This window comes from Bacillus sp. SLBN-46 (assembly GCF_031453555.1).
Taxonomy (GTDB): domain Bacteria; phylum Bacillota; class Bacilli; order Bacillales; family Cytobacillaceae; genus Neobacillus.
Genome location: NZ_JAVIZM010000001.1, coordinates 3,509,125 through 3,531,663, shown reverse-complemented (window position 1 = coordinate 3,531,663; position 22,539 = coordinate 3,509,125). Strand labels below are relative to the sequence as shown.

Genomic DNA, 22,539 nt, shown 5'->3' with positions numbered 1-22,539 from the left:
AAATTATTTTTTCTCTTCTTTTTTCGCCATTTTTACTTCACCCAATGAACGATAGATCTGAGTATGCATGCTGCCTTCAGCGACATGCTCTAGAAAAAAAGGACCAATAAGTTCTAAATATTCCTCGTCCTCGAACATTTTCTTACTTTGTAACTCCATTTCCGCTAACCCTTCATAAGTCGAAAGCAGGGCATAGGTATAGTCATCCCCAGACACAGGAGTTAAAATCTCTACCTTATGGTTGTAGTTTTCATTTCTAAATTTTTTAATCTCTCTTAAATTATCGATTCCTTCTTTAAATTGATCCTGTTTAATAATAAACGTTTGGTAAACAAAAACGGACATTTTTTTAGCACCCCTAGAAAAATTTTTCCTAGGCTTAAACTTACCTTAAAGCTGGTAAATTATTCAGCGTCATGCGACTTAAAATAAAATCTATTGGTTTAATTCCTCTTAATTGCAGGAATATGAAAATAAAAATGGTATAATATCTGAAACCAAATCCAGTCTACCAACGTCAAATAGTATGTGAAATGGAAATAATTAGATTTAATAAATTATTGGGGAAAAGATGGGGGAACATGGGAAAACTCAAAAGGGTTATTTCAATTTTATTGGCTGGAAGTTTTGTGCTATTGGTCGGTTGTACAGATCAACCGATTAAAGAGACAAAGGCATCTGAACAACAACCGAAGACAAAAGTAGAGAAAAAAGTGGAAAAGAAAAAGGAAGAGGAAAAGCCGGTCTTTGTAAGTATCATTGATCCGACAACAAAAGCAACTATAAAAACTTTTAATCCGAAGGAATTAGGCTTTTCTACTGACCTTGAAAAGTATAAAGCAGAGATTTCAAAAATAGCTAGAGAATTAGCAAGGGGAACCGAAACAACCCCTGGTTATGATAAGAGAATGATTCTAGATAAGCTAGATGGAAAGGGCCAGGTTATAAAAGGGACACCACAAACCATTTTAGATGAGGATGAATTGATAGAAAAAGTGATTCAGTCTTCTGTAAAAGGTGGAAATGTTGAGGTGCCATTATATGTGACAGCAAGTGGATATAAGGTGGAAGATGCAGCCCATTTAGGGGAAGTCTTAGTCGCATCTTACACTACTCATTTTAATAGCGGTGTCGTTGGAAGAACGAAAAATATAGCTTTATCAGCACAAGCCATCAATAATGTCATTCTTGGTGTGGGGGACTCCTTCTCGTTTAATACGACGGTGGGCCCAAGTGATGAAGCGCACGGGTTTCAAAAGGCACCCGAAGCCTTAGAAGGGAAACTTGTTGAAGGTATAGGTGGGGGTATTTGTCAAACTTCATCCACCTTATTTAATGCCATTGACAAATTAGGTGTTAGTTACATCGAAAAGCACCATCATTCACTACAAGTAGGGTATGTTCCAACTGGAAGAGATGCGACAGTATCCTATGGAGGTAAAGATTTTAGATTTAAAAATACGACAGGTGCGCCAGTCATCTTGAAGGCTATTGTAAGAAAAGGAGCCTTAACTGTGGAAGTTAGGACCGCAAAAGCGTATCAAGACATGATAAAGAAACAAATGTAAAGCCATTAGCCTATTATTAAAAATGCCCAGTATGAATGATACTGGGCATTTTTAATGAGCAGAATTCAACTTATACTATTTGATGTTTCCACGGACCTATCTCAATTCTTCCCAATCTGTATAATGTCCGCTTCCTTGGCAACCGGGACATTCAAACGAATTATAGTAGGCATATTCATTATAAGGGTAAACAGTATAACCACGACCTTGACAGTCAGGACACTTGCCTAAATCTTTCATACTGGTTACATGATTTTGATACCTTGTTTCTCTCCATTGATTAAATGAGTTTAGAAGTCCCATCATTTTCACCTCATCTTTTTTTATATTATGATGAGAAAATGGAAATGTTATGCAAAAAAATTACTATTTACTATCTAAACTCAATTTCTTCATCCTATATTGTAGGCTTTGACGGCTCAATCCAAGAGACCTAGCTGCTCTTGAAATATTAAAATCATTTTTCTTTAGGACATGCTCAATATAGGTTTTTTCAAATAACTCCATTTGGTCTTTTAGAGGTATAGTTACGTCTGAATTTTCCTTTAGGAATGTATCAACAGTGGATAATGGCATCATTCTCTCTTTCAACTGCATTTTGCTACGATATTGGTAAGGTAAATGGGAGTACATGATAACTTCCTCATCCATCATTATGTTCATGGCTGCTTCAATAATGTGCTCAAGCTCACGAACATTCCCGTGCCAATCATATTCAAGGAAAGACAAATGGACTTCCTCCGATAAACCTTTTACATTCATTTGAAAGCGCTCATTATATTTATCAATAAAATGAGCGACCAATAATGGAATATCCTCTTTTCGATCCTTTAATGGAGGGACAAAGATTGTTACGACACCGAGCCGATAATATAAGTCTTTTCGCAATCGGTTATTGGCAATAGCATCAATCGGATCCTCATTCATGTTCGCAATAACCCTAACATCGATTGGTGTATCCTTCGTATCGCCAATTCTCCTTATTGTTTTTTCCTGAAGAACCCGGAGTAATTTCGCCTGAAGATTTAAATTTAATGAATTAATTTCATCAAGCAACAAGGTTCCACCATTAGCTTGTTCAAATAATCCGGGTGTGTCGACTGCACCCGTGAATGCTCCCCGCTTTGTACCGAAAAGGAGACTTTCAATTAAGTTATCAGGCAGTGCAGCACAATTTTGTGAAATAAAAGGAGCAGATAACCGCCCGCTGGCATTATGTATGCTTTGAGCAAAAAGTTCTTTTCCAGTACCAGTATCACCGACAATTAATACATAAGAAGAGGTCCGAGTCGCACGTTTAGCAGATTCCTTAACCTCTAAAATAGAGGGACTAGTTCCTATAATGGAATCAAATGTATATTTTGTTGACTCCCTATTCAAATTACCTTTAATTAGCCGTTCAAGTTTAGTAACATCCTTTGCAATTTCAACTGCACCCTTAAGATTCTCATCTAAATAAATAGGAATAGTATTGTTGATCGTAGTAACTTCTCGGCCCTTGTTATTAAAATAAGTTTGCTTTACGTTACTTGTTTCTTTCCTCTCCTGAAGTGCTTTTACAAGAGTACTAGATTGGTCATCCTTAAACATAAAGACATCGAGTAGGTTTTTATCCATTACATCATGAATGTCCATCGATTCCATTTGCATCATTTTTTTATTATAGATAATCGTTTTTCCGGTTTCGTCAACTGCATGAACTCCAACATCCACTTCGTCTAATATTCGTTTATACATTCGTGTTAAATAGAGTAAATCATTCTTTGTTTTTTCCATGATGGTTCATACCCCTTGTTAATACTTTATGCACCTATTTAATCAAAAAAAACATGATAACGCAAAATAATTTTGCGTTTTTTTGCAAAAGAAGCGACTGATTCGCAAAAATAATTTGCATTATGTTTTTGGAGAACTGCGGCGATATGCAAAAATATTGTTGGCACGAAACTTGCAATATAGTATTACGAACATAGAAGGGGGCTATTTTATGATTTCGTATTCACATGAACCATTTACTAATTTTACAGAAGAAAAAAATAAAGAAGATTTTCAAAAAGCATTATCATTTGTTCAGTCTCAACTCGGTAAACACTACCCTGTTATTATTGATGGTAAACCTATTACGACAGAGGAAAAAATACTATCAATTAATCCTGCCAATAAAGAAGAAATCATTGGTAGTGTTTCTATGGCTAATCAGGAGCTAGCTGAAAAAGCTATGCAAGCAGCCTTAACCGCCTTTGAATCTTGGAAAACATGGAAACCAGAACACCGAGCCAATATCCTATTCCGGGCTGCTGCAATGATGCGCCGTCGGAAACATGAGTTTTCTAGTTATCTAGTAAAAGAAGCAGGAAAGCCATGGAAAGAGGCTGATGCGGATACAGCGGAGGCTATTGATTTCATCGAGTATTACGGAAGACAAATGTTAACGATCAAGGATGGTGCACCTGTTAAAAGTCGTACAGGTGAATTTAATCAATTTAATTATATTCCACTAGGTGTAGGAATTATCATATCACCATTTAACTTTCCATTAGCCATTATGGCTGGAACGACAATTGCGGCGATAGTTACTGGAAATACCGTTCTGTTAAAGCCAGCGAACTCGACACCTGTCATTGCTGCAAAATTTGTAGAGCTTATGCATGAAGCAGGCCTTCCGAAAGGAGTATTAAACTTCGTTCCAGGAAGCGGTGCTCAAATTGGCGATTACTTGGTGGATCACCCTAAAACCAGGTTTGTTTCCTTTACTGGTTCCCGAGAGGTAGGTTGCAGAATTTATGAACGTGCTGCAAAGGTGAACCCAGGACAAATCTGGCTAAAGCGTGTGATTGCAGAGATGGGTGGTAAAGACACAGTGGTAGTTGATCGTGAGGCGGATTTAGATTTGGCTGCTGCTTCTATCGTATATTCTGCATTTGGTTTCTCGGGTCAAAAATGTTCGGCAGGTTCTCGTGCAGTTGTTCACCAGGATGTTTACGATATTGTTCTTGAAAAGGCAGTTGCACTAACAAGGACACTTACCCTTGGTAATCCTGAACTTGATGACACCTATATGGGGCCGGTAATAGATGAAAAATCATTCAAAAAAATTATGAGTTATATAGAGATTGGTAAAGAAGAAGGCAGGCTATTAACTGGAGGAGAAGGGGATGACTCAAAAGGTTATTTCATTCAACCAACGATTTTCGCAGATTTAGATGAAAATGCTCGCCTCATGCAGGAAGAGATATTTGGTCCAGTTTTGGCATTCTGTAAGGCCCGTGATTTTGACCATATGATGAAAATTGCTAACAACACAGATTATGGTCTGACAGGTGCGCTTATTTCTAATAATCGTGAACACATTGAAAGAGCAAGAGAAGAATTCCACGTTGGCAATCTGTATTTTAATCGAGTCTGTACAGGTGCAATCGTCGGTTATCAGCCATTTGGCGGCTTTAATATGTCAGGAACGGATTCTAAAGCAGGTGGTCCTGATTATTTACTTCTTCATATGCAAGCAAAAACAACATCAGAAATGCTGTAAAAGTAGGAACCTTTAGGGTTCTTTCTAAAAAGAGGAGGAGACTATAATGACAGTAGTAACAAATAAATCAACTGAAATCATTGAGCAGACAAATAAATTTGGTGCCAATAACTATCATCCACTTCCAATTGTAATTGCAAAAGCGGAAGGTGTATGGGTGGAAGGACCAGAAGGAAATCGTTACATGGATATGTTAAGTGCCTATTCAGCGGTGAACCAAGGGCATCGTCATCCAAAAATCATTCAAGCCTTAAAGGATCAAGCAGATAAAGTAACGCTCACGTCACGTGCCTTTCATAATGATCAGCTTGGACCTTGGTACGAAAAGATTTGTAAACTAACCAATAAAAATATGGCCCTTCCGATGAACACAGGTGCCGAGGCAGTTGAAACAGCGTTAAAAGCCGCACGGCGTTGGGGCTATGATGTAAAAGGTATTGCTGAAAATCAGGCAGAAATCATTGCGTGCACTGGAAATTTTCATGGAAGGACAATGGGTGCGGTTTCATTGTCGTCTGACCCGGAATACAAACGCGGTTTTGGGCCAATGCTCCCAGGCATTAAATTAATCCCATATGGTGATATTGAAGCACTAAAAGCAGCTATTACTCCAAATACAGCAGCATTCTTAATGGAGCCGATTCAAGGCGAGGCAGGCATCATTTTACCTCCTGAAGGATTTTTAAAGCAAGCTTCTGAATTATGTAAAGAGCAAAATGTCTTATTCATCGCTGACGAAATACAAGTGGGCTTGGCACGTACTGGTAAGATGTTTGCGTGTGACTGGGAAGAAGTAGATCCTGATATGTTAATTTTAGGAAAAGCACTGGGGGGCGGCGTATTCCCAATTTCTTGTGTTGTGGCTAATTCTGATGTATTAGGCGTATTTAATCCAGGCTCACATGGATCTACTTTCGGAGGGAACCCACTAGCATGCGCTGTCTCACTAGCTGCACTAGATGTAATTGAGGAAGAAAAATTAGCAGAACGCTCACTTGAATTAGGAAAGTATTTTCTTGAACAATTAAATACAATCACCAACCCTATGATTAAAGACATACGAGGAAGAGGTTTGTTTATTGGGGTTGAATTAACTGAAGCCGCAAGACCTTATTGTGAGGCTTTAAAGGAATCCGGCTTATTATGTAAAGAAACACATGATACAGTGATCCGCTTTGCCCCTCCACTAATTATTACAAAAGAAGAAATTGATTGGGCAATCGAGAAAATCAAACACGTATTATCATAAAAATATTTAATTACAATAGGGGTGGCAAAGATGCCTGCAAATGCGCTAGTAAATGAAATGACAAAGGAACAGCAAAAAGAACAAGAGTCATTAAATTTATTTTATTCAACCCAAACAGTCATTCAAAAAGCACTTAATAAGTTAGGATATACAAACGAAATGTTTGAGTTATTAAAAGATCCTATTCGATTACTGACTGTCCGGATACCAGTAAGGATGGATGATGGTTCCGTTAAAATTTTCACAGGTTATCGCTCTCAGCATAATGATGCAGTTGGTCCGACAAAAGGCGGCGTTCGATTTCATCCTGAAGTAGATGAGGAGGAAGTAAAAGCATTATCTATTTGGATGAGTTTAAAGTGTGGAATTACTGACCTGCCATATGGGGGAGGTAAGGGTGGAATTATTTGTGACCCGAGAAAAATGTCCTTTAGAGAGCTTGAGAGATTGAGTCGTGGATATGTTCGTGCAATCAGTCAAATTGTTGGTCCAACTAAAGATATTCCAGCCCCTGATGTATACACTAATTCGCAAATCATGGCATGGATGATGGATGAATATAGCCGTTTACGCGAGTTTGACTCACCTGGTTTCATCACTGGGAAACCACTGGTGCTTGGTGGTTCAAAAGGTCGTGAAACAGCGACAGCAGCTGGTGTGACGATTTGTATTCAGGAAGCAGTGAAGAAAAAAGGGATCGACTTAAAAGGTGCACGAGTTGTTATTCAAGGCTTTGGTAATGCCGGTAGTTATCTAGCTAAATTCATGCATGATGCAGGTGCAAAGGTCGTTGCTGTTTCAGATGTATATGGCGGTGTGTACGATCCAAATGGGCTCGATATTAATAATCTACTAGATAGAAGAGACAGCTTTGGCACCTTCTCACAATTATTTAAAAACACCATATCTAACAAAGAGCTTCTTGAACTAGAATGTGATATCCTTGTTCCTGCGGCCATTTCAAATCAAATTACGGCCCAAAATGCTGCTAATATCAAAGCTGCAATTGTTGTTGAAGCGGCGAATGGACCAACTACGCTCGAAGCAACAAATATTCTAACAGAACGTGGAGTGCTTCTGGTTCCGGATATTTTAGCAAGTGCAGGTGGTGTAACCGTTTCTTATTTTGAATGGGTGCAAAATAATCAAGGATACTACTGGACAGAAGAAGAGGTAAGTGAAAAACTTACTAAAGTGATGGTTGAATCCTTTGAAAATATTTACAAAGCGGCACAAACACATAGTGTGGATATGCGCTTAGCAGCTTATATGGTGGGTATTAAAAAAGTAGCGGAGGCCTCCCGATTCCGCGGCTGGGTTTAATAGGATAAAGAAATGCTCTTTCCATTTATGTGGAAAGAGCATTTTTGCATCTAAAGTGCAAATTATTTTAATATAATGCAAAAAAATTTTGCATATTTGTTCAAATAATGTTCAAAAATAGAGGTTTGTCGTTTTGGCATAGAAATTGCAAGTATATAAGATTGAAATAGTAAAAATATTAGAAAGATTGAAAGCGTATTCTATGAAGGGGGAAGGTATATGAACTTAAACGAAAACAATGCAACACATGAATTAAGAAGAACAATGAAAACTAGGCATTTATTTATGATTTCTTTAGGTGGGGTAATTGGCTCAGGTCTGTTCTTGGGATCTGGTTACACCATTAGCCAAGCAGGACCTGCAGGTGCTATTCTTTCTTACATTGTTGGTGGGTTCATCATGTTCTTAACCATGCTTTGTTTAGGAGAATTATCCGTAGCCATGCCTGTTTCAGGTTCATTCCAAACCTACACAACAAAATTCATTGGACCAGGAACAGGGTTTGCACTCGGTTGGCTTTACTGGTTAGGATGGTCTGTAACGGTCGCATTAGAGTTATTATCTGCTGGCCAACTAATGCAGAGATGGTTTCCTGATTCTCCAGTGTGGATTTGGTGTGCGATCTTTGCAATCGTATTATTTTCGCTTAATGCACTTTCGGCTCGAGCATTTGGAGAGACTGAATTTTGGTTCTCAAGCATCAAAATTTTTGCTATTTTAGCTTTCATTCTACTTGGTGGAGCGGCAACCTTTGGTTTAATTGACATGGAAGGTGGGAAACCAGCGCCATTTTTCTCTAATTTTACAGCTCACGGTCTTTTACCACATGGATTTACTGCTTTAATAATCACAATGATAGCAGTTAATTTTTCATTTCAAGGTACAGAATTAATAGGTATTGCTGCAGGAGAGAGTGAAGAGCCAGAAAAGACGATTCCTAAATCCATTAAGCAAACCGTTTGGCGTACTCTATTTTTCTTTGTTTTAGCTATTTTTGTTTTATCAAGCTTAATTCCTATGAAACAAGCAGGAGTAGTTGAGAGTCCATTTGTTGTTGTTTTTGATAGTATTGGTATTCCATATGCAGCCGACATAATGAACTTTGTTATTCTTACAGCATTACTTTCTGTTGCCAACTCTGGTCTGTATGCCGCAACAAGGATGTTATATGCCATGTCAAAAGAAAAAATGACAAGCCCTGCACTTGCAAAGGTTAATAAACAAGGGGTTCCTTTAAATGCACTTATCTTGACGATAGGTATTGCTTTATTATCATTACTTTCAGGATTTTTTGCGGAAGAAACAGTCTTTGTTTGGCTGCTTTCGGTTGCAGGCTTAGGTGCCCAGGTTGGATGGATCTCTATTACGGCTTCCCAGATTGCCTTCCGAAGAAAATTTATCCGTGAAGGCGGAAAAGTGGAGGATCTCAAATTTAGAACACCACTTTACCCTTTACTGCCGATTATTGCATTAACCCTAAATTGTATTGTATTAGGTAGTTTAGCGTTTGACTCAGAACAAAGGCTGGCCCTTTATTTAGGAGTTCCATTTGTAGCAGCATGTTATTTAATCTATCACTTAAAAATTAAAAAGAACCGCGAGCAGGATGTTGTAAGAGAGCAAGAATTACAGCTTCAAGATAATAAAAAAATGGTTATCTAAAACTAAGTAGAAACGTTTGGAATCATCCAAGCGTTTTTATTTTGGATAATGATTGTTAAACATCAGATACTATTGGTTGAGGTGATATGTAATGGGAAAATGGAATGAGCAAGCGGCACCCAATAATAATCTGCCACCAAAAACAATTAAGCCTTGGGAATTATTGGGTCAAGATACTGAGCATGAATTTTCTGAGGAATTATCCGATGGTGGAGAGCGGGATCAATTCATTGAGAGACAAAAAAATAACCCAAAGCTGAAATAAACAGAAATAGTGACGATGAAGAATTCGTCACTATTTTTCATTCCATACTTTACAAAATGTTAATGACGTTGTAGAATTTCTATGTACCTAACAAAACTAGGTAGGTGAAAAAATGTTTAACCGTGAATTGGTAAAAGGAAGCACATCGCTTATCTTGCTTCAATTATTAAACGAACGTGATATGTACGGCTATGAATTAGTAAAAGAGCTTGAACAGCGTAGTGATAATGGCCTGAGTGTAAAGGAAGGTACCTTGTATCCAGCACTTCATAAGCTTGAGAAGCAAGAGTACATTGAATGTTATTGGGTTGAGCAGGAAAAGGGTCCTGCACGGAAGTACTATCGTATTACTAAAGCAGGAAAAGAATTATTAGGCGAAAAAACCCGTGAATGGCAGGATTTTGTTCAAGTTATGAACAAGGTAATAGGGAGATCAAAGCATGGAACGGCCGAAGAATAGGTTTCTTTCAGAACTTGCTGACGGATTAGGAAACCATACAGATAAGAAAAGTATTCTATTGGAATATGAGACACATATTGATGAAATTCTCCTTGAATCATCCCATATGAATGAAGAAGAGCTAACAAATCATATTGTAACTAGGCTAGGAAGTCCTGAGGAAATAGCTGAATTATGGAAGGATGAACTATCCGTTACTCCAAGTAATATGAAATGGCTGTTTATTCTACTTAATATCCTCTTTTTTGGGGGAGGCAGCGTATTAACGTTAGCTCACAATCTTTTCGAATGGGAATGGTTAACGAAAATTTGGGATCATTTAACCTCTATTCCTATCATTATTGCCTTCCTGTACATGTTCTTTTGGGCTTTACTCGGATATGAAATCGGGAAGGGTTTTGGTCAAAGAGGTCGAACGCTTCTGAGAAAAACGTTCTTATTATCACTCATTCCTAATTTAGTGTTGATGATTTTAACTGTTTTTCACATTATTCCACATGCCTGGTTCGCCCCTTTATTAACAAAAACATTTATTATTGCTTGTATCATTTTTACGATTGTTCTTTACCCGATTAGCTGGTTAGGATATCGGTGGGGGAGAAAAGCTTCGATATGAGCAGTTTTTTTTGCTTATATACCTAGTAAAACTATATATATAGAAAATCTATATAAAAAGAGGGATGCTATATGGAAATCAAGATTGGAAAAACAGATTGGTTGTTTTTATTGTTATGTTTATTGCTCGGGATCGTAGCCGAAGAAGCTTTTTTCCGTGGTGAAATAGGTATCTCCTATATTGTATTCATTATGTCTTTCTACTTCGTCTTCTTTTGGAAATATCGCAGCTTTCCTTTTTCACATCAGCGATTAGGATACTTGATTGTTTGTTGTATTTGGCTTCTATCAGCCAGTTATTTACTCAATGATAACCAGCTTTTCAAGACGTTGAATATCGTTGTTATACCAGGATTGGTTATTTCTCATTTAGTATTAATATCAAGCCCTAAAAATTTCAAATGGAACCAGCCTGCATTTATCACTCTAATATTTTCAAGGCTCCTTGATATGGTTAAATATAACTTAAAATTCAGTTCAGTTTTAGGAGAAGGACTAAAACATGGTGTGGGTGGCGACAAGTGGTTAGTATGGAAAAAAATATTAATCGGGGTTGTCATCTCAATACCTGTCTTAATGGTTGTATTAAGATTACTCATGTCTGCTGATACGCAGTTTGAACGAATCATTGGTGGGATTCCGGATTGGTTCAATGTGTTTGACGCAGAAGGGGTGTTTCGTTTAATCGTCATCCTTATCTACACATTTGGTTTCTTTGGCTTTATGCAAGTGCTGCTAATCAAGCAGATAAGGGTGCTTAAACAACAAGACAATACGGTGAAGTTTCAAATGGACGGAATTATTTCAATTACAGTACTTGTCCTCATAAATATTGTTTATATTTTATTTACGCTGGTTCAGTTTAAATACTTCTTCAGTGGCACTCTACAAGAGAACTACACTTACGCGGAGTATGCAAGAAAAGGCTTTTTTGAACTTTTATTTGTCACATTAATCAATTTATCAATTACTATTATTGTCATCACGTTTGTTCAGCGGACGAATTCTTTTATTAAGCGATTTACGCAAGTATTGCTTACCATCCTTGTTCTTTCAAGCTCAGTGATGCTAAGTTCAGCATTTCTACGGTTAGGCATGTATGAGGAAGCGTATGGCTTTACTTTTACCAGAGTGCTTGTCCATTCGTTTATGATTTTTCTGGTCATTATTTTTGCCTATTCCTTGGTGAAAATATGGGTGGAAAAACTTTCATTATTTCACTTTTATTTTATTTCATCCATGATTTATTACACAGTAATAGCGGTAATTGACCTAGATAAAATCGTAATAAAAGAAAACATGAACCGCTTTGAAACAAGTGGAAAAATTGATATTAATTATCTCAATCAGTTATCATACACGGGGGTGGCAGGATTAATCACCCTTTATGAGGAAAATCCTGATATACCTGGCTTACGAAACATCTTGCTGGATAGAAAGAGGGAAGCACTCACCACTAACCTACCGTGGCAATCCTATAATTTAAAAAGAGAGCAAGCTTTTAGTAAACTGAAAAAATTAGATTTGGAATAGAGAACTGAGGAAATGATAATATAAAGCAAAAAACCGGGCCTCGGCCTGGTTTTTTGCTTTATATATGGGAGTCATCTGGAATATATATTAGTCACCATTAAACATATCAAAAATTCCTCTTGCGATACTACCTTCATCCTTCGAACCACCGCGAGAAGGAGCTGCGGCAAATACGCGGCTTGCTAGCCTGCTAAATGGTAGCGATTGGATCCAAACAGATCCAGGACCGCGTAATGTGGCGAAGAATAAGCCTTCACCGCCGAACAGGGCCGTTTTCACACCTTTTACAAATTCAATTTCGTAATTAACATCGCTCGTTAAAGCCACTAAACAGCCTGTATCTACTCTTAATGATTGGCCTGGAATTAGGTCCTTTTTAATAATTGTTCCACCCGCGTGAACAAATGCCATGCCGTCGCCTTCGAGTTTTTGCATAATAAAGCCTTCGCCGCCAAAAAAGCCGACACCCAATTTACGTTGGAATTCGATACCAACTTGAACACCTTTTGCAGCAGCTAAGAAGGCATCCTTTTGACAGATGATTTTCCCGCCAAACTGACTTAAATCCATAGGAATGATTTTTCCTGGGTAAGGGGAAGCAAACGATACACGCTTCTTGCCCATGCCGGTATTGGTAAAGGTGGTCATGAACAAGCTTTCTCCTGTTAGGACGCGCTTACCTGCACTGAAAAGTTTACCCATCAGACCGCTACCATTATTGCTGGATCCGTCTCCAAAAATCGTTTCCATATGTATATCATCTTCCATCATCATAAAGCTTCCAGCTTCGGCAACAACTGTTTCCTGAGGATCAAGCTCTACCTCGACAAACTGCATATCATCTCCATAAATCTTAAAATCAATTTCATGGTTATTCACCGGTATCCCTCCAATTTTCATAAAAATATAAGCCCATATTTATTATAAAAAAATTAGGAAAAAAGTGCTAATTTTAGGGGGAGGACTTTAAAGGACAAATAAAAAAGACGTCTGCCGAAACAGACGTCTTTTTGCGTATTGAGGCGAAAAACCACACTCCACATAGTGCGCTCCATAAGGAATGTTTCTCGACTTACACAACTCAGCTCATCGCTTTGCTATTGTAACACGAATACATTTAGTAAACAAGAGACATTCAAAGAAAAAAATTTCCATTACTTTTATAGAAAATGCTTGATAAGAATGTTGAATTATTCTATATTCAAATAATCAGATATACAATTTTATTAGATGAGAAGGGTTAATATGTTTATTGATAAAAGATTCCATGATTATTCCTTGAGGAATGTACCAAAGGATCTCCTGTCAGGATTGATTGTTGGGGTAATCGCTATTCCACTCGGAATGGCATTTGCCATTGCTTCAGGGGTGAAGCCAGAGTATGGAATCTATACGACCGTAGTAGCCGGGATTCTTATCTCCTTATTTGGCGGATCCAAATACCAAATAGGTGGTCCAACGGGGGCTTTTATTCCTATTTTATTTGGAGTAGTGATGACCTATGGTTATGAAAATCTGCTAATAGCAGGGTTCATGGCCGGAGTTATCCTACTTCTAATGGGTGTTTTTAGACTGGGTTCATTGATTAAATATATTCCTAGACCGGTAACGATTGGATTTACGGCAGGTATTGCGGTTACCATTTTCACAGGGCAGATTGCAAGTTTTCTAGGTTTAGAGGGAATAAAAAAGCATGAGGAGTTTATAGAGAACATTAACGAACTGGTTGTACATCTAAATACGTTGAACTTTTTTAGTATTCTAACAGCAGCTATTTGCTTGCTTACTGTGATCCTTACACCAAGAATTGCACCTAAGGTTCCAGGTCCGCTCATTGGTTTAATGGTCTCCACATTGGTTGCCACTCTTTTTTTTCCAAGTGAGGTGGCCACGATTGGAACTGCCTATGGTCAAATACCAAGTACATTGCCGCAAATCCAAATTCCAAGCATTGATTTGGATATGATTATGAAGCTTTTAAAGCCGGCATTTGTCATTGCAATGCTGGGTGGCATTGAATCTTTATTATCGGCAGTGGTAGCAGATGGAATGACCAATAGTCGTCATAACAGCAACAAAGAGTTAATAGGGCAGGGAATAGCTAATATGATTACACCTTTATTTGGTGGGATTCCAGCTACTGGCGCTATTGCGCGTACAGCTACGAACATAAAAAATGGAGCGATTTCTCCGTTATCAGGAATTATTCATGGGATCGTCGTATTACTTGTTTTACTATTTTTCGCACCATTTGCATCCTATATTCCTTTGGCAAGCATGGCGCCTATTTTGATGGTAGTTGCTTGGAACATGAGCGAGAGAAAAGTCTTCTCACATATTTTAAAAACAAAATCGACCGATTCAATCGTTCTAGCAGTCACCTTTTTACTAACGGTTTTTGTTAACTTAACGACAGCTGTTGAAGTAGGATTAGTGATGTCTGCCCTTCTATTTGCGAAGAGAATGAGCGATGTGATGGTTACGGCAAAAGCATTGCCGAATAGAGAACATAAACATGAAAAGGTAGAAACAGGAATGGTCTCAGATACACATGATTGCCCGCAAATTAGTATTTTTAATGTGGAAGGACCATTATTTTTCGGTGCTGCTGACACTTTTGAAAAAACAATTATGAGCACAATTAACTATCGCCCAAAAATTCTACTACTCCGAATGAGTAAAGTACCTTTAATAGATACAACTGGAGAAGCAAATTTGTCTAGTATTGTTCACCATTTTTCGAAAAATGGTATAGTTATGATATCGGGTTTAAATCCTCAGCCAGAAAATGTGTTGAAAAAGACAGGTTTATATCAAACAATCGGGGAAGACCACTTCTTCAATCATACAGGAGAGGCTATACAATATGCATTAGAGCATATAAACAAAAATAAATGTCTAGGCTGCAAGCATTTTGCCTTCAGAGAATGTAAAAAGCTATCAGCCGTTGAGACGGTGGAAGGCGGTAGGAAGAAACTGACTGCTACCTTCTAAAAAAGCATAGGAGTGACCAAATTGAATCTTGAAATGCAGCAATTTAAGGCGGAATTCTTCAAAGCATTAGCACACCCTTTGAGAATCCGTATTTTAGAGCTCTTATCAGAAGGGGATAAAAGTGTAAACGAAATTCAAACACTCGTTGGAAGTGAAGGTTCGGCTGTTTCTCAACAATTGACCATCCTACGAGCTAAAAATATTGTGACGGGTACGAAGGAAGGAAATAAGGTAATTTACACACTTAAGGATCCAATGATTATTGAATTGCTAGCTGTTGCCAGGCAGATTTTCAATAACCATCTCGTTGATACTATTACGATCCTGGATAAATTTAAAGAAGTAGACGAAGAAGCCGCTGCAACACCGAAGAATTAATTTTCTTCGGTTTTTTTATGGAAAAAATCTCTATTTTGTAATAATTTATACCTGTTTTTTACAAAAATAAGATTACTATTAAGATGTAGCCAAATAAAGTCATTTTAGGAAGGTGATTCAAAGATGTATGACTTGGTATTGCTGCATCCCCCAACGGTATATGATTTTCGAAAGGAGATGCTATTTACAGGTCCAATTAGCGATGTCGTTCCTTCTTCTCCCGTATTTGAGATGTACCCGATAGGCTTAACAAGCATCGGAGATTTTCTTGAGCGGTATGGACTAAAAGTAAAAATCATTAATATCGCCAATCGTATGTTATTAAACCCTAAGTTTGATGTAGAAAAGAAAATCAGGAAAATAAAAACAAAGGCTTTTGGCATTGACCTCCATTGGCTTCCACATGCTCATGGAAGTATAGAACTTGCAAAAATCATCAAAAAATACCACCCAGATACCCCAGTCATGTTCGGCGGACTTTCCAGTACTTATTTTCACAAAGAACTCATCCAATATCCGTTTATTGATTTTGTTTTGCGCGGCGATACAACGGAAAAATTAATTCTATTGCTCCTAAATAAACTAGAGGGAAAGGAAACGGACAGTTTTTTTAATATTCCTAATCTTACATGGAAAAAGGGAACAGACTATCACTATAACGATATGACCTATGTTCCTGATAGTTTAGATGAATTCGATTTTCCAGGCTATCGATACATCATTCGGTCCGTATTTAAATATTTTAATCTACTTGATCCATTGCCTTATAAAGGGTGGCTACAGTATCCGAATACAGCCATCTTAACGTCAAAAGGATGTACCTATAATTGTTTGATTTGCGGTGGCTCGAAGGATGCCTATGAGCTAAACTGTAATCGAAAAAAACTGGTGATGAGATCGCCTAAAAAAATGCTTGAGGACATAGTATTTATTCAACGATTTACACGTGCTCCCATTTTCCTGTTAAATGATATTAGGCAGGGAGGAAAAGAGTACGTTGAGGAATTCCTTGCCGGGTTAGAAAAAATGAAAGTGAAGAATGAAATTGTGTTCGAATTATTTAATTTTGCGGACGAAGAGTTCTTTAAACAACTCCATAAATCCATTCCAAAATACAGTATTGAATTAACACTTGAATCAGCAGACGAGGATATTCGAAAGTATAATGGGAAGCTTCCATGTTCAAATGAAAAGGTCATTGAAATGCTTCAAGGGGCCTTAAAACACAATTGTGCCAAAATTGATTTATTCTTTATGACGGGGATACCGAATCAAGATTATGAAAGTGCAATGAGAAATGTAGATTTTTGTGAAAAAATTCACAAAAAATGTGACGGAAATCAACGTATTTCATATTTTGTTGCTCCGCTCTCACCCTTTCTTGATCCTGGAAGTCCTGCTTTTGAACATCCAGAAAAGTATGGGTATAAGAAATTCTGTCATAAGCTCGAAGACTTCCGGGAGGCAATGAGACAGCCTTCGTGGAAAAATATGCTGAGTTATGAAACAAACAGTATGACAAGAGCGGAAATCGTCAGAGCCACCTATGATTCGGCTTTAAAGCTAAATGACTTTAAATATAAAAACAACCTGATTACAAAAGATGTCCATGATGAGGTAGCTGTTAAAATAGATAAATCATTGGAATTCCTCCAGCGCTTGGATAGGATCATTCTTCTGCCCAAATCAAAACAAAAGCAGGAAATGGAGAAAATTAAAGAAGAAGTAGACCAAATCAATCGTCACAGCATCTGTGGAAAAAATGAACTAAAGTGGGAGGTGAAAAAGCTGTTTGCTGATTTCCCTTCCTTAACCTACATCGGCCTGGAATTATTAGTGAAGGATATCATTAAAGGTGTAAAGTGCAGGGTAGGAAAAATCGACAGAAATATTGTTTTTACAGGTGAGTCTCAAAATAGTAGCATTGAAAAGTAATAGAATTTGAGTTAAATATTTTAATGCTAAAAATAAACTATTATTTTCCTACAAAAAGTGACAGATTGTTCGAAAGTAGACACGCTAAAAGGGTCCTTTAACCTATGAAATTTGACGAGAAACCCGCTAGAAATGTAGAATTGTGGAGGTTTGTGTCGCCATCTCCTTCATTGACAGTTGAGCTAATCTCATGGTAAATTTTAATCAGCCGTTGCACGAGATTAGATTTATAAATTACTAGCTTATTCAAAGTTTTAACCGATGTTTGGATGAGAAAAATAAGTAAAGCTATCACGTTGTAATTTGGTGAATTTTACACATGGCTTTTGTTAGCCAATAGGAGGATTTTTTCACATGAAAAACGGTAAAGTAAAATGGTTTAACTCAGAAAAAGGTTTTGGATTCATCGAAGCAGAAGATGGAAACGACGTATTCGTTCACTATTCTGCAATCCAAACAGAAGGTTTCAAAACTTTAGAAGAAGGTCAAGAAGTTTCTTTCGAAGTTGTTGAAGGAGCTCGTGGACCACAAGCTGCAAACGTAACTAAGAAGTAATTCTAACTAAAACAAACTATAACAGCCCGGACATTGTTCCGGGCTGTTTTTCATTCCTCTTTTAAACTCCTTAATTTACCCACTTCGATAATGATTTCCAGCCTCATTGTTATTGGTATTTTGCTATAATGGTAGTATTCGTAAATGTGCAATTAAATGAAAATTGGGGTGATTCAGATGAAATTTATCCATACCGCGGATTGGCATTTGGGCAAATTAGTTCACGGTGTATATATGACAGAAAATCAACGCGAGGCATTGGAACAATTTGTGGCTATTGTAGCCGAAGAGAAGCCAGATGCGGTTGTCATTGCAGGAGATTTATATGACCGATCCGTGCCTCCGACGGATGCAGTAGAGTTACTGGATGAGATTCTTTTTAAGATTAATGTAGAGTTGAAGACGCCTGTGGTTGCAATTGCTGGTAACCACGACAGTGCAGAGCGTCTGTCGTTCGGCAGCTCTTGGTATAAACACAGCCAATTCTATTTGTCTGGTAAATTAACAAACAGCTTTAAGCCTGTACACATTAATGGAGTGAACTTCTATCTTGTTCCTTATGCAGAGCCGGGGGTTGTCCGCCAGCTTCTTGAAGACGAGACGATCCACTCCCATCAAGAGGCCATGAAAGCACTTATCGGCAAAATGGAAGAATCATTAAATCCAAATGAACCGAACGTTTTGGTAGGACATGCCTTTGTCCTGGGGGGGCAAACCTCTGATTCCGAGCGAGTATTATCTGTTGGTGGTTCTGGGTGTGTGGGTGCTGAATTGTTCGAACCATTCTCTTATACAGCTCTAGGCCATTTGCACAGTCCTGATGCCATCAACCACAGTAAAGTGAAATATTCGGGTTCCCTATTAAAATATTCTTTTTCAGAAGCCAAACAGAGAAAGTCCATCTCAATCATCGAAATGGATGAGAAGGGGAATTTTACCCATCGTTACCGCTCGCTTACACCAAGGCACGATATGCGTGAGCTAGAAGGCCATTTGGAACAATTGCTCGACCCCCATTTTTATGAAAAAGAACTGGTCCATGATTATTTGAAAGTTACTCTACTTGACGAAGGGGCACTAATAGACCCGATCAATAAATTGCGCCAAGTGTACCCTAATGTTCTACATCTTGAAAGAAAAATAGACATAACTGATTTGAAAAAAAAGCAGTCGTTCAGCGCAATCCGAAGCGAGAAAAAGTCAGAGCTTGAGTTATTTGAACAATTTTACTCTGAGATAACTACGTCTGATTTTACTAGTGATAAAAAAGCGGTTATGGCAGAGATTATCGAAAAAGTACTGCGTGAGGAGGGAATCAAATGAAACCATTAAAACTGACCATGCAGGCATTTGGTCCTTACGCGGGCAGGGAAGAAATAGACTTTTCCCATTTAGGCAATCGAACCATGTTTGTGATTTCTGGAAAAACAGGTGCCGGAAAAACGACCATTTTTGATGCGATTAGTTATGCAATCTATGGAAAAGCCAGTGGGGAAGATCGGAATGGTCCAGAACTTCGTAGTCAATTTGCCAGCGATGAACATTTAACGGAGGTTTCTCTCGATTTTTCTCTACGGAATAAAGTTTATTCGATAACCAGGTCCCCACAACAGTTAAAGAAAAAGGACAAGGGAGAAGGATTTACACAGCTAGGTGCAAAAGCCGAACTATATGGGTGGGATGAAAATGGCGAGAAAAAGCTGCTGGCATCAAAGATCAATGATGTGGAAGAGAAAATTAAAGAAATTATGCTGATTGATGCTAATCAATTCAGGCAAATTCTGATGATCCCACAGGGTGAATTCCGAAAACTACTGACTTCAGACAGTAAAGATAAAGAAATAATCCTTCAGCGCTTATTCCATACCCAGTTATATAAAATGGTTGAAGAGAAGCTGAAAATTGAAGCAACGGATCTTAAAAAAGCAGTAGAGGATCAAGTGCAGGCACGAAACGAGGCGATTCGGCGCATCCAAGCAGTGACAAATGAGGAGCTGCGGGAATATATAGAGGCAAATAGTGTAAATGATACGATTATTTTACCGCTCTTAAAGGAAGAAATCTCTGGAATAGGTGAAAGGCTAGAAGAACTGAATAGCCAGTTTAAAGTTAAGGGTCTCGAACAAGATAAACTGAAGGAACAGCTTTTTGAAGCGGAAGCGATATTAAAACAGCTACAAACTAAAGAAGATTTAAAAGAGCAAAAAGAACTTCTTGTTGCACAAGAAGCGTTATTTGCCGAAAAAGAAGTGCAGGTCCAACGAGCACAAAAAGCCGCTCTTTTAGCAAAACAAGAAGAGCTTTGTCACCGGTTAAAAAGGGAAGTAGATCAGCTTCAAATTAATGTTGATACTATAAAAGCGGAAATGGAAAAGCTTGATCAATTAATGCAGCAGTATGAGCAGAAGCTCCAAATGGAACTTGCGCGAGAGAGTGAACGACAAACAGCCCTCAATGAAGTCAATCACTTAGTAAATATGAAAGAGGATGTCTATTCATTTGCTGCCTTGCTTAAAGAGACATCACAAAAGGATGCTGAGTTAAAAGTAGCTCAAGAAAAATTGAGAAAATCCGACCAAGCACTTGAACAATTGCTTGAGCATATTACTTCCCTTAACAAAGACAGGGAAGAGATAGAAAAAGGAAAGCTTAGCTACTTAGAAAATGAAAGCAAAATGGAAAAGCTCAAGGCTGAGCTTGAACGATTCGATAAATATGAGACCTTACTTGGACGCTACAAAAAGGCTGAACAGGCTTTAAGGACCAGTACTGGTCGTTATGAAAATACGGTTGCCAAATTTACTGACGCCAGAGCTCTTGTTGATGAACTAGAAACGAAATGGATGCATGGGCAGGCAGCGATTTTAGCTGCAAAGCTTCAAACAGGTGAGGCATGTCCTGTTTGCGGTTCTGAGCATCACCCGACTCCTGCTCTACAGCATGAAGACGCTATTCCGACCGAGGAAGATCTGAAAGCTGCAAAGGAACAGGCGGCTAAATGGGAAAGAGAAAAATCATTGGATGAAGCAAATTTTTACCAAAGTCAATCCGCTGAAAAAACACAGAAGGATGCAGTTCAGGAAATTCTTCAAGAAATACGTTCCTACCGAGCTGATTTTTCAGAAGAGGATTTATTACATGTAAAAATGGAAACGACCACTGCGAAAAATCAACTTGTCCAGACTCAAAGCAAACTTGCTGAACAGATACAACAGCTGGACCATATAAAGAGTGTCATTGAAAAGCATGAAACGGAAAAAGGTGAGTTGCAGCTTGCTATTCAACAGTTAGTGGCAAAGGTGAACGAAGTAACTGTTGATTTTACAGAAAAGAAAACGAATTTGACAAGAATGATGAAGCTCATACCAGAGAATCTTCGTTCAGAAGTTGAATATGAAAAAACACTCTCTGCTTCACGTAACCGCTATGAGATTCTATTGAAACAGTTAGAGGAATCTCAACAACGCTTACAGGGAGTGAAAGAAAAGCGCTCGAATGAATCAGCTAGGTTGCAGGATGCCGAGGGTCACTTCTCTAGCAAGCAACAGGAGCTTCTTACAGAACGGGAAATCTTTAAAGAAAAGTTATCTGAGCAAGGGTTTGAAAACTATGGTGTGTATCATTCTTCGAAACAATCTGAGGATGAAATTCGCAGATTAGAGGGGCAAATCCGTGCTTATCGAGAAGAGTTTCGTTCGGTTACTGATCGTTTGAACGAGCTGACAGAACTATTATCAGATGTGAAAACGCCTGATGTTGAGGGATTAAAGCTGGAGCTTGCAAAACGAACTAGCGAACTGGAAGAGCTAAACCAGCAACGTACGGATTTATTTGTTAAAAAGCGTGATAATGAAGAAATATACAACAGGGTAGTAAGCTTGAATGAACAGATGAAGGTTCTTGAGGAAAGGTATAAGCTAATTGGTCATCTGTACGAGATTGCCAAAGGGCAAAATAATTTCCGAATTACCTTTGAGCGCTATGTGCTTGCAGCTTTCTTAGATGATATTTTGCGTGAAGCGAATGTTCGCTTAAGAAAAATGACGTCAGGTCGTTTCGAGTTGCTCAGAAAAACGGACCGAGCGAAAGGGAATGCACAAAGTGGTTTGGAACTGCTTGTGTTCGATCAGTATACTGGCCAGGAACGTCATGTTAAAACATTATCTGGGGGCGAGAGCTTCAAGGCTTCCTTGTCGCTAGCACTAGGGCTTGCGGATGTGGTTCAAAATTATGCGGGCGGTGTGTCATTAGAGACGATGTTTATTGATGAAGGGTTTGGTACGCTTGATCCTGAGTCATTAGATCAAGCGATTGAAGCGTTAATGGATATTCAGAGCAGCGGCCGGTTAGTCGGGATTATTTCGCACGTACCGGAACTCAAGGAACGAATTGATGTTAGGCTGGAGGTTATTGCTGGCCAGACTGGTAGTAGGACGGAGTTTGTGTTTATTAATTAGGGGACATTTGAGA

Annotated in this window: 18 protein-coding genes; 15 read left to right on the top strand and 3 right to left on the bottom strand. The window is 38.3% G+C overall.

The annotated features are described in order from the left end of the window. Window positions 1-3: 3 nt before the first annotated feature. Window positions 4-345 (bottom strand): hypothetical protein, encoded by a 342-nt coding sequence (locus QFZ87_RS18070; RefSeq protein ID WP_309864282.1) that lies wholly within the window; start codon window positions 343-345, stop codon window positions 4-6. A 236-nt stretch (window positions 346-581) separates the two neighbouring features. Between QFZ87_RS18070 and QFZ87_RS18065 the strand changes: the two genes are divergently transcribed. Continuing rightward, window positions 582-1,568 (top strand): VanW family protein, encoded by a 987-nt coding sequence (locus QFZ87_RS18065; protein WP_309864280.1) that lies wholly within the window; start codon window positions 582-584, stop codon window positions 1,566-1,568. Between the two features lie 366 nt (window positions 1,569-1,934). Here QFZ87_RS18065 and QFZ87_RS18060 read toward each other — a convergent pair whose 3' ends face one another. Continuing rightward, window positions 1,935-3,344 carry a sigma-54 interaction domain-containing protein gene (locus QFZ87_RS18060; protein WP_309864278.1) on the bottom strand — a complete coding sequence of 470 codons (1,410 nt, stop codon included), beginning with the start codon at window positions 3,342-3,344 and terminating at the stop codon, window positions 1,935-1,937. A gap of 211 nt (window positions 3,345-3,555) precedes the next feature. On the opposite strand from QFZ87_RS18060, the gene pruA reads away from it, so the two are divergent. The 8 genes from pruA to QFZ87_RS18020 all read left to right on the top strand — a co-directional run bounded on the left by pruA (window position 3,556) and on the right by QFZ87_RS18020 (window position 12,207). Then, window positions 3,556-5,100, top strand: coding sequence for an L-glutamate gamma-semialdehyde dehydrogenase (gene pruA, locus QFZ87_RS18055; RefSeq protein ID WP_309864276.1), 1,545 nt, complete (start codon window positions 3,556-3,558; stop codon window positions 5,098-5,100). Between the two features lie 46 nt (window positions 5,101-5,146). After that, window positions 5,147-6,349, top strand: coding sequence for an ornithine--oxo-acid transaminase (locus QFZ87_RS18050; RefSeq protein WP_309864274.1), 1,203 nt, complete (start codon window positions 5,147-5,149; stop codon window positions 6,347-6,349). Window positions 6,350-6,406: 57 nt separating this feature from the next. Then, the gene (locus QFZ87_RS18045) at window positions 6,407-7,672 is read left to right on the top strand and encodes a Glu/Leu/Phe/Val family dehydrogenase (protein WP_309867964.1); all 1,266 of its coding nucleotides are present in this window, start codon (window positions 6,407-6,409) and stop codon (window positions 7,670-7,672) included. 219 nt (window positions 7,673-7,891) lie between these two features. Beyond that, complete coding sequence (locus QFZ87_RS18040) at window positions 7,892-9,334, top strand: amino acid permease (RefSeq protein ID WP_309864272.1); 1,443 nt, start codon at window positions 7,892-7,894, stop codon at window positions 9,332-9,334. Between the two features lie 91 nt (window positions 9,335-9,425). Continuing rightward, on the top strand, window positions 9,426-9,599 hold the full coding sequence (locus QFZ87_RS18035) for a hypothetical protein (RefSeq protein WP_309864270.1): 174 nt from the start codon (window positions 9,426-9,428) through the stop codon (window positions 9,597-9,599). A gap of 112 nt (window positions 9,600-9,711) precedes the next feature. Continuing rightward, window positions 9,712-10,059, top strand: a complete 348-nt coding sequence (locus tag QFZ87_RS18030) for a PadR family transcriptional regulator (protein ID WP_309864268.1) — start codon at window positions 9,712-9,714, stop codon at window positions 10,057-10,059. Continuing rightward, complete coding sequence (locus tag QFZ87_RS18025; RefSeq protein ID WP_309864266.1) at window positions 10,040-10,675, top strand: HAAS signaling domain-containing protein; 636 nt, start codon at window positions 10,040-10,042, stop codon at window positions 10,673-10,675. The genes QFZ87_RS18030 and QFZ87_RS18025 overlap by 20 nt, the downstream gene beginning before the upstream one ends. Window positions 10,676-10,746: 71 nt before the next feature. After that, window positions 10,747-12,207, top strand: coding sequence for a DUF4153 domain-containing protein (locus QFZ87_RS18020; protein ID WP_309864264.1), 1,461 nt, complete (start codon window positions 10,747-10,749; stop codon window positions 12,205-12,207). An 87-nt stretch (window positions 12,208-12,294) separates the two neighbouring features. Here QFZ87_RS18020 and QFZ87_RS18015 read toward each other — a convergent pair whose 3' ends face one another. Further along, window positions 12,295-13,086, bottom strand: a complete 792-nt coding sequence (locus QFZ87_RS18015) for a TIGR00266 family protein (protein WP_309864262.1) — start codon at window positions 13,084-13,086, stop codon at window positions 12,295-12,297. A gap of 366 nt (window positions 13,087-13,452) precedes the next feature. Here QFZ87_RS18015 and QFZ87_RS18010 point away from each other — a divergent pair, with 366 nt between their 5' ends. From QFZ87_RS18010 to QFZ87_RS17985, 6 genes are all read left to right on the top strand, one after another. After that, window positions 13,453-15,201 carry a SulP family inorganic anion transporter gene (locus QFZ87_RS18010; RefSeq protein ID WP_309864259.1) on the top strand — a complete coding sequence of 583 codons (1,749 nt, stop codon included), beginning with the start codon at window positions 13,453-13,455 and terminating at the stop codon, window positions 15,199-15,201. A gap of 21 nt (window positions 15,202-15,222) precedes the next feature. Next, window positions 15,223-15,579, top strand: a complete 357-nt coding sequence (locus QFZ87_RS18005) for an ArsR/SmtB family transcription factor (RefSeq protein ID WP_309864256.1) — start codon at window positions 15,223-15,225, stop codon at window positions 15,577-15,579. Window positions 15,580-15,702: 123 nt separating this feature from the next. Beyond that, window positions 15,703-17,514 (top strand): TIGR04190 family B12-binding domain/radical SAM domain protein, encoded by a 1,812-nt coding sequence (locus QFZ87_RS18000; protein WP_309864252.1) that lies wholly within the window; start codon window positions 15,703-15,705, stop codon window positions 17,512-17,514. Between the two features lie 354 nt (window positions 17,515-17,868). Continuing rightward, window positions 17,869-18,069 carry a cold-shock protein gene (locus tag QFZ87_RS17995; RefSeq protein ID WP_007083969.1) on the top strand — a complete coding sequence of 67 codons (201 nt, stop codon included), beginning with the start codon at window positions 17,869-17,871 and terminating at the stop codon, window positions 18,067-18,069. Between the two features lie 177 nt (window positions 18,070-18,246). Next, window positions 18,247-19,392, top strand: coding sequence for an exonuclease SbcCD subunit D (locus QFZ87_RS17990; RefSeq protein WP_309864248.1), 1,146 nt, complete (start codon window positions 18,247-18,249; stop codon window positions 19,390-19,392). Then, on the top strand, window positions 19,389-22,526 hold the full coding sequence (locus tag QFZ87_RS17985; protein WP_309864246.1) for an SMC family ATPase: 3,138 nt from the start codon (window positions 19,389-19,391) through the stop codon (window positions 22,524-22,526). Before QFZ87_RS17990 ends, QFZ87_RS17985 begins: the two co-directional genes overlap by 4 nt. The last annotated feature ends 13 nt before the right edge of the window (window positions 22,527-22,539 follow it).

Coding starts and splice junctions, on each gene's coding strand:
- QFZ87_RS18045 (WP_309867964.1), top strand. CDS start 6,407: ATGACAAAGGAACAGCAAAAAGAACAAGAGTCATTAAATTTATTTTAT.
- QFZ87_RS18030 (WP_309864268.1), top strand. CDS start 9,712: ATGTTTAACCGTGAATTGGTAAAAGGAAGCACATCGCTTATCTTGCTT.
- QFZ87_RS18035 (WP_309864270.1), top strand. CDS start 9,426: ATGGGAAAATGGAATGAGCAAGCGGCACCCAATAATAATCTGCCACCA.
- QFZ87_RS18010 (WP_309864259.1), top strand. CDS start 13,453: ATGTTTATTGATAAAAGATTCCATGATTATTCCTTGAGGAATGTACCA.
- pruA (WP_309864276.1), top strand. CDS start 3,556: ATGATTTCGTATTCACATGAACCATTTACTAATTTTACAGAAGAAAAA.
- QFZ87_RS18025 (WP_309864266.1), top strand. CDS start 10,040: ATGGAACGGCCGAAGAATAGGTTTCTTTCAGAACTTGCTGACGGATTA.
- QFZ87_RS18050 (WP_309864274.1), top strand. CDS start 5,147: ATGACAGTAGTAACAAATAAATCAACTGAAATCATTGAGCAGACAAAT.
- QFZ87_RS17995 (WP_007083969.1), top strand. CDS start 17,869: ATGAAAAACGGTAAAGTAAAATGGTTTAACTCAGAAAAAGGTTTTGGA.
- QFZ87_RS17985 (WP_309864246.1), top strand. CDS start 19,389: ATGAAACCATTAAAACTGACCATGCAGGCATTTGGTCCTTACGCGGGC.
- QFZ87_RS18020 (WP_309864264.1), top strand. CDS start 10,747: ATGGAAATCAAGATTGGAAAAACAGATTGGTTGTTTTTATTGTTATGT.
- QFZ87_RS18065 (WP_309864280.1), top strand. CDS start 582: ATGGGAAAACTCAAAAGGGTTATTTCAATTTTATTGGCTGGAAGTTTT.
- QFZ87_RS18040 (WP_309864272.1), top strand. CDS start 7,892: ATGAACTTAAACGAAAACAATGCAACACATGAATTAAGAAGAACAATG.
- QFZ87_RS17990 (WP_309864248.1), top strand. CDS start 18,247: ATGAAATTTATCCATACCGCGGATTGGCATTTGGGCAAATTAGTTCAC.
- QFZ87_RS18000 (WP_309864252.1), top strand. CDS start 15,703: ATGTATGACTTGGTATTGCTGCATCCCCCAACGGTATATGATTTTCGA.
- QFZ87_RS18070 (WP_309864282.1), bottom strand. CDS start 345: ATGTCCGTTTTTGTTTACCAAACGTTTATTATTAAACAGGATCAATTT.
- QFZ87_RS18060 (WP_309864278.1), bottom strand. CDS start 3,344: ATGGAAAAAACAAAGAATGATTTACTCTATTTAACACGAATGTATAAA.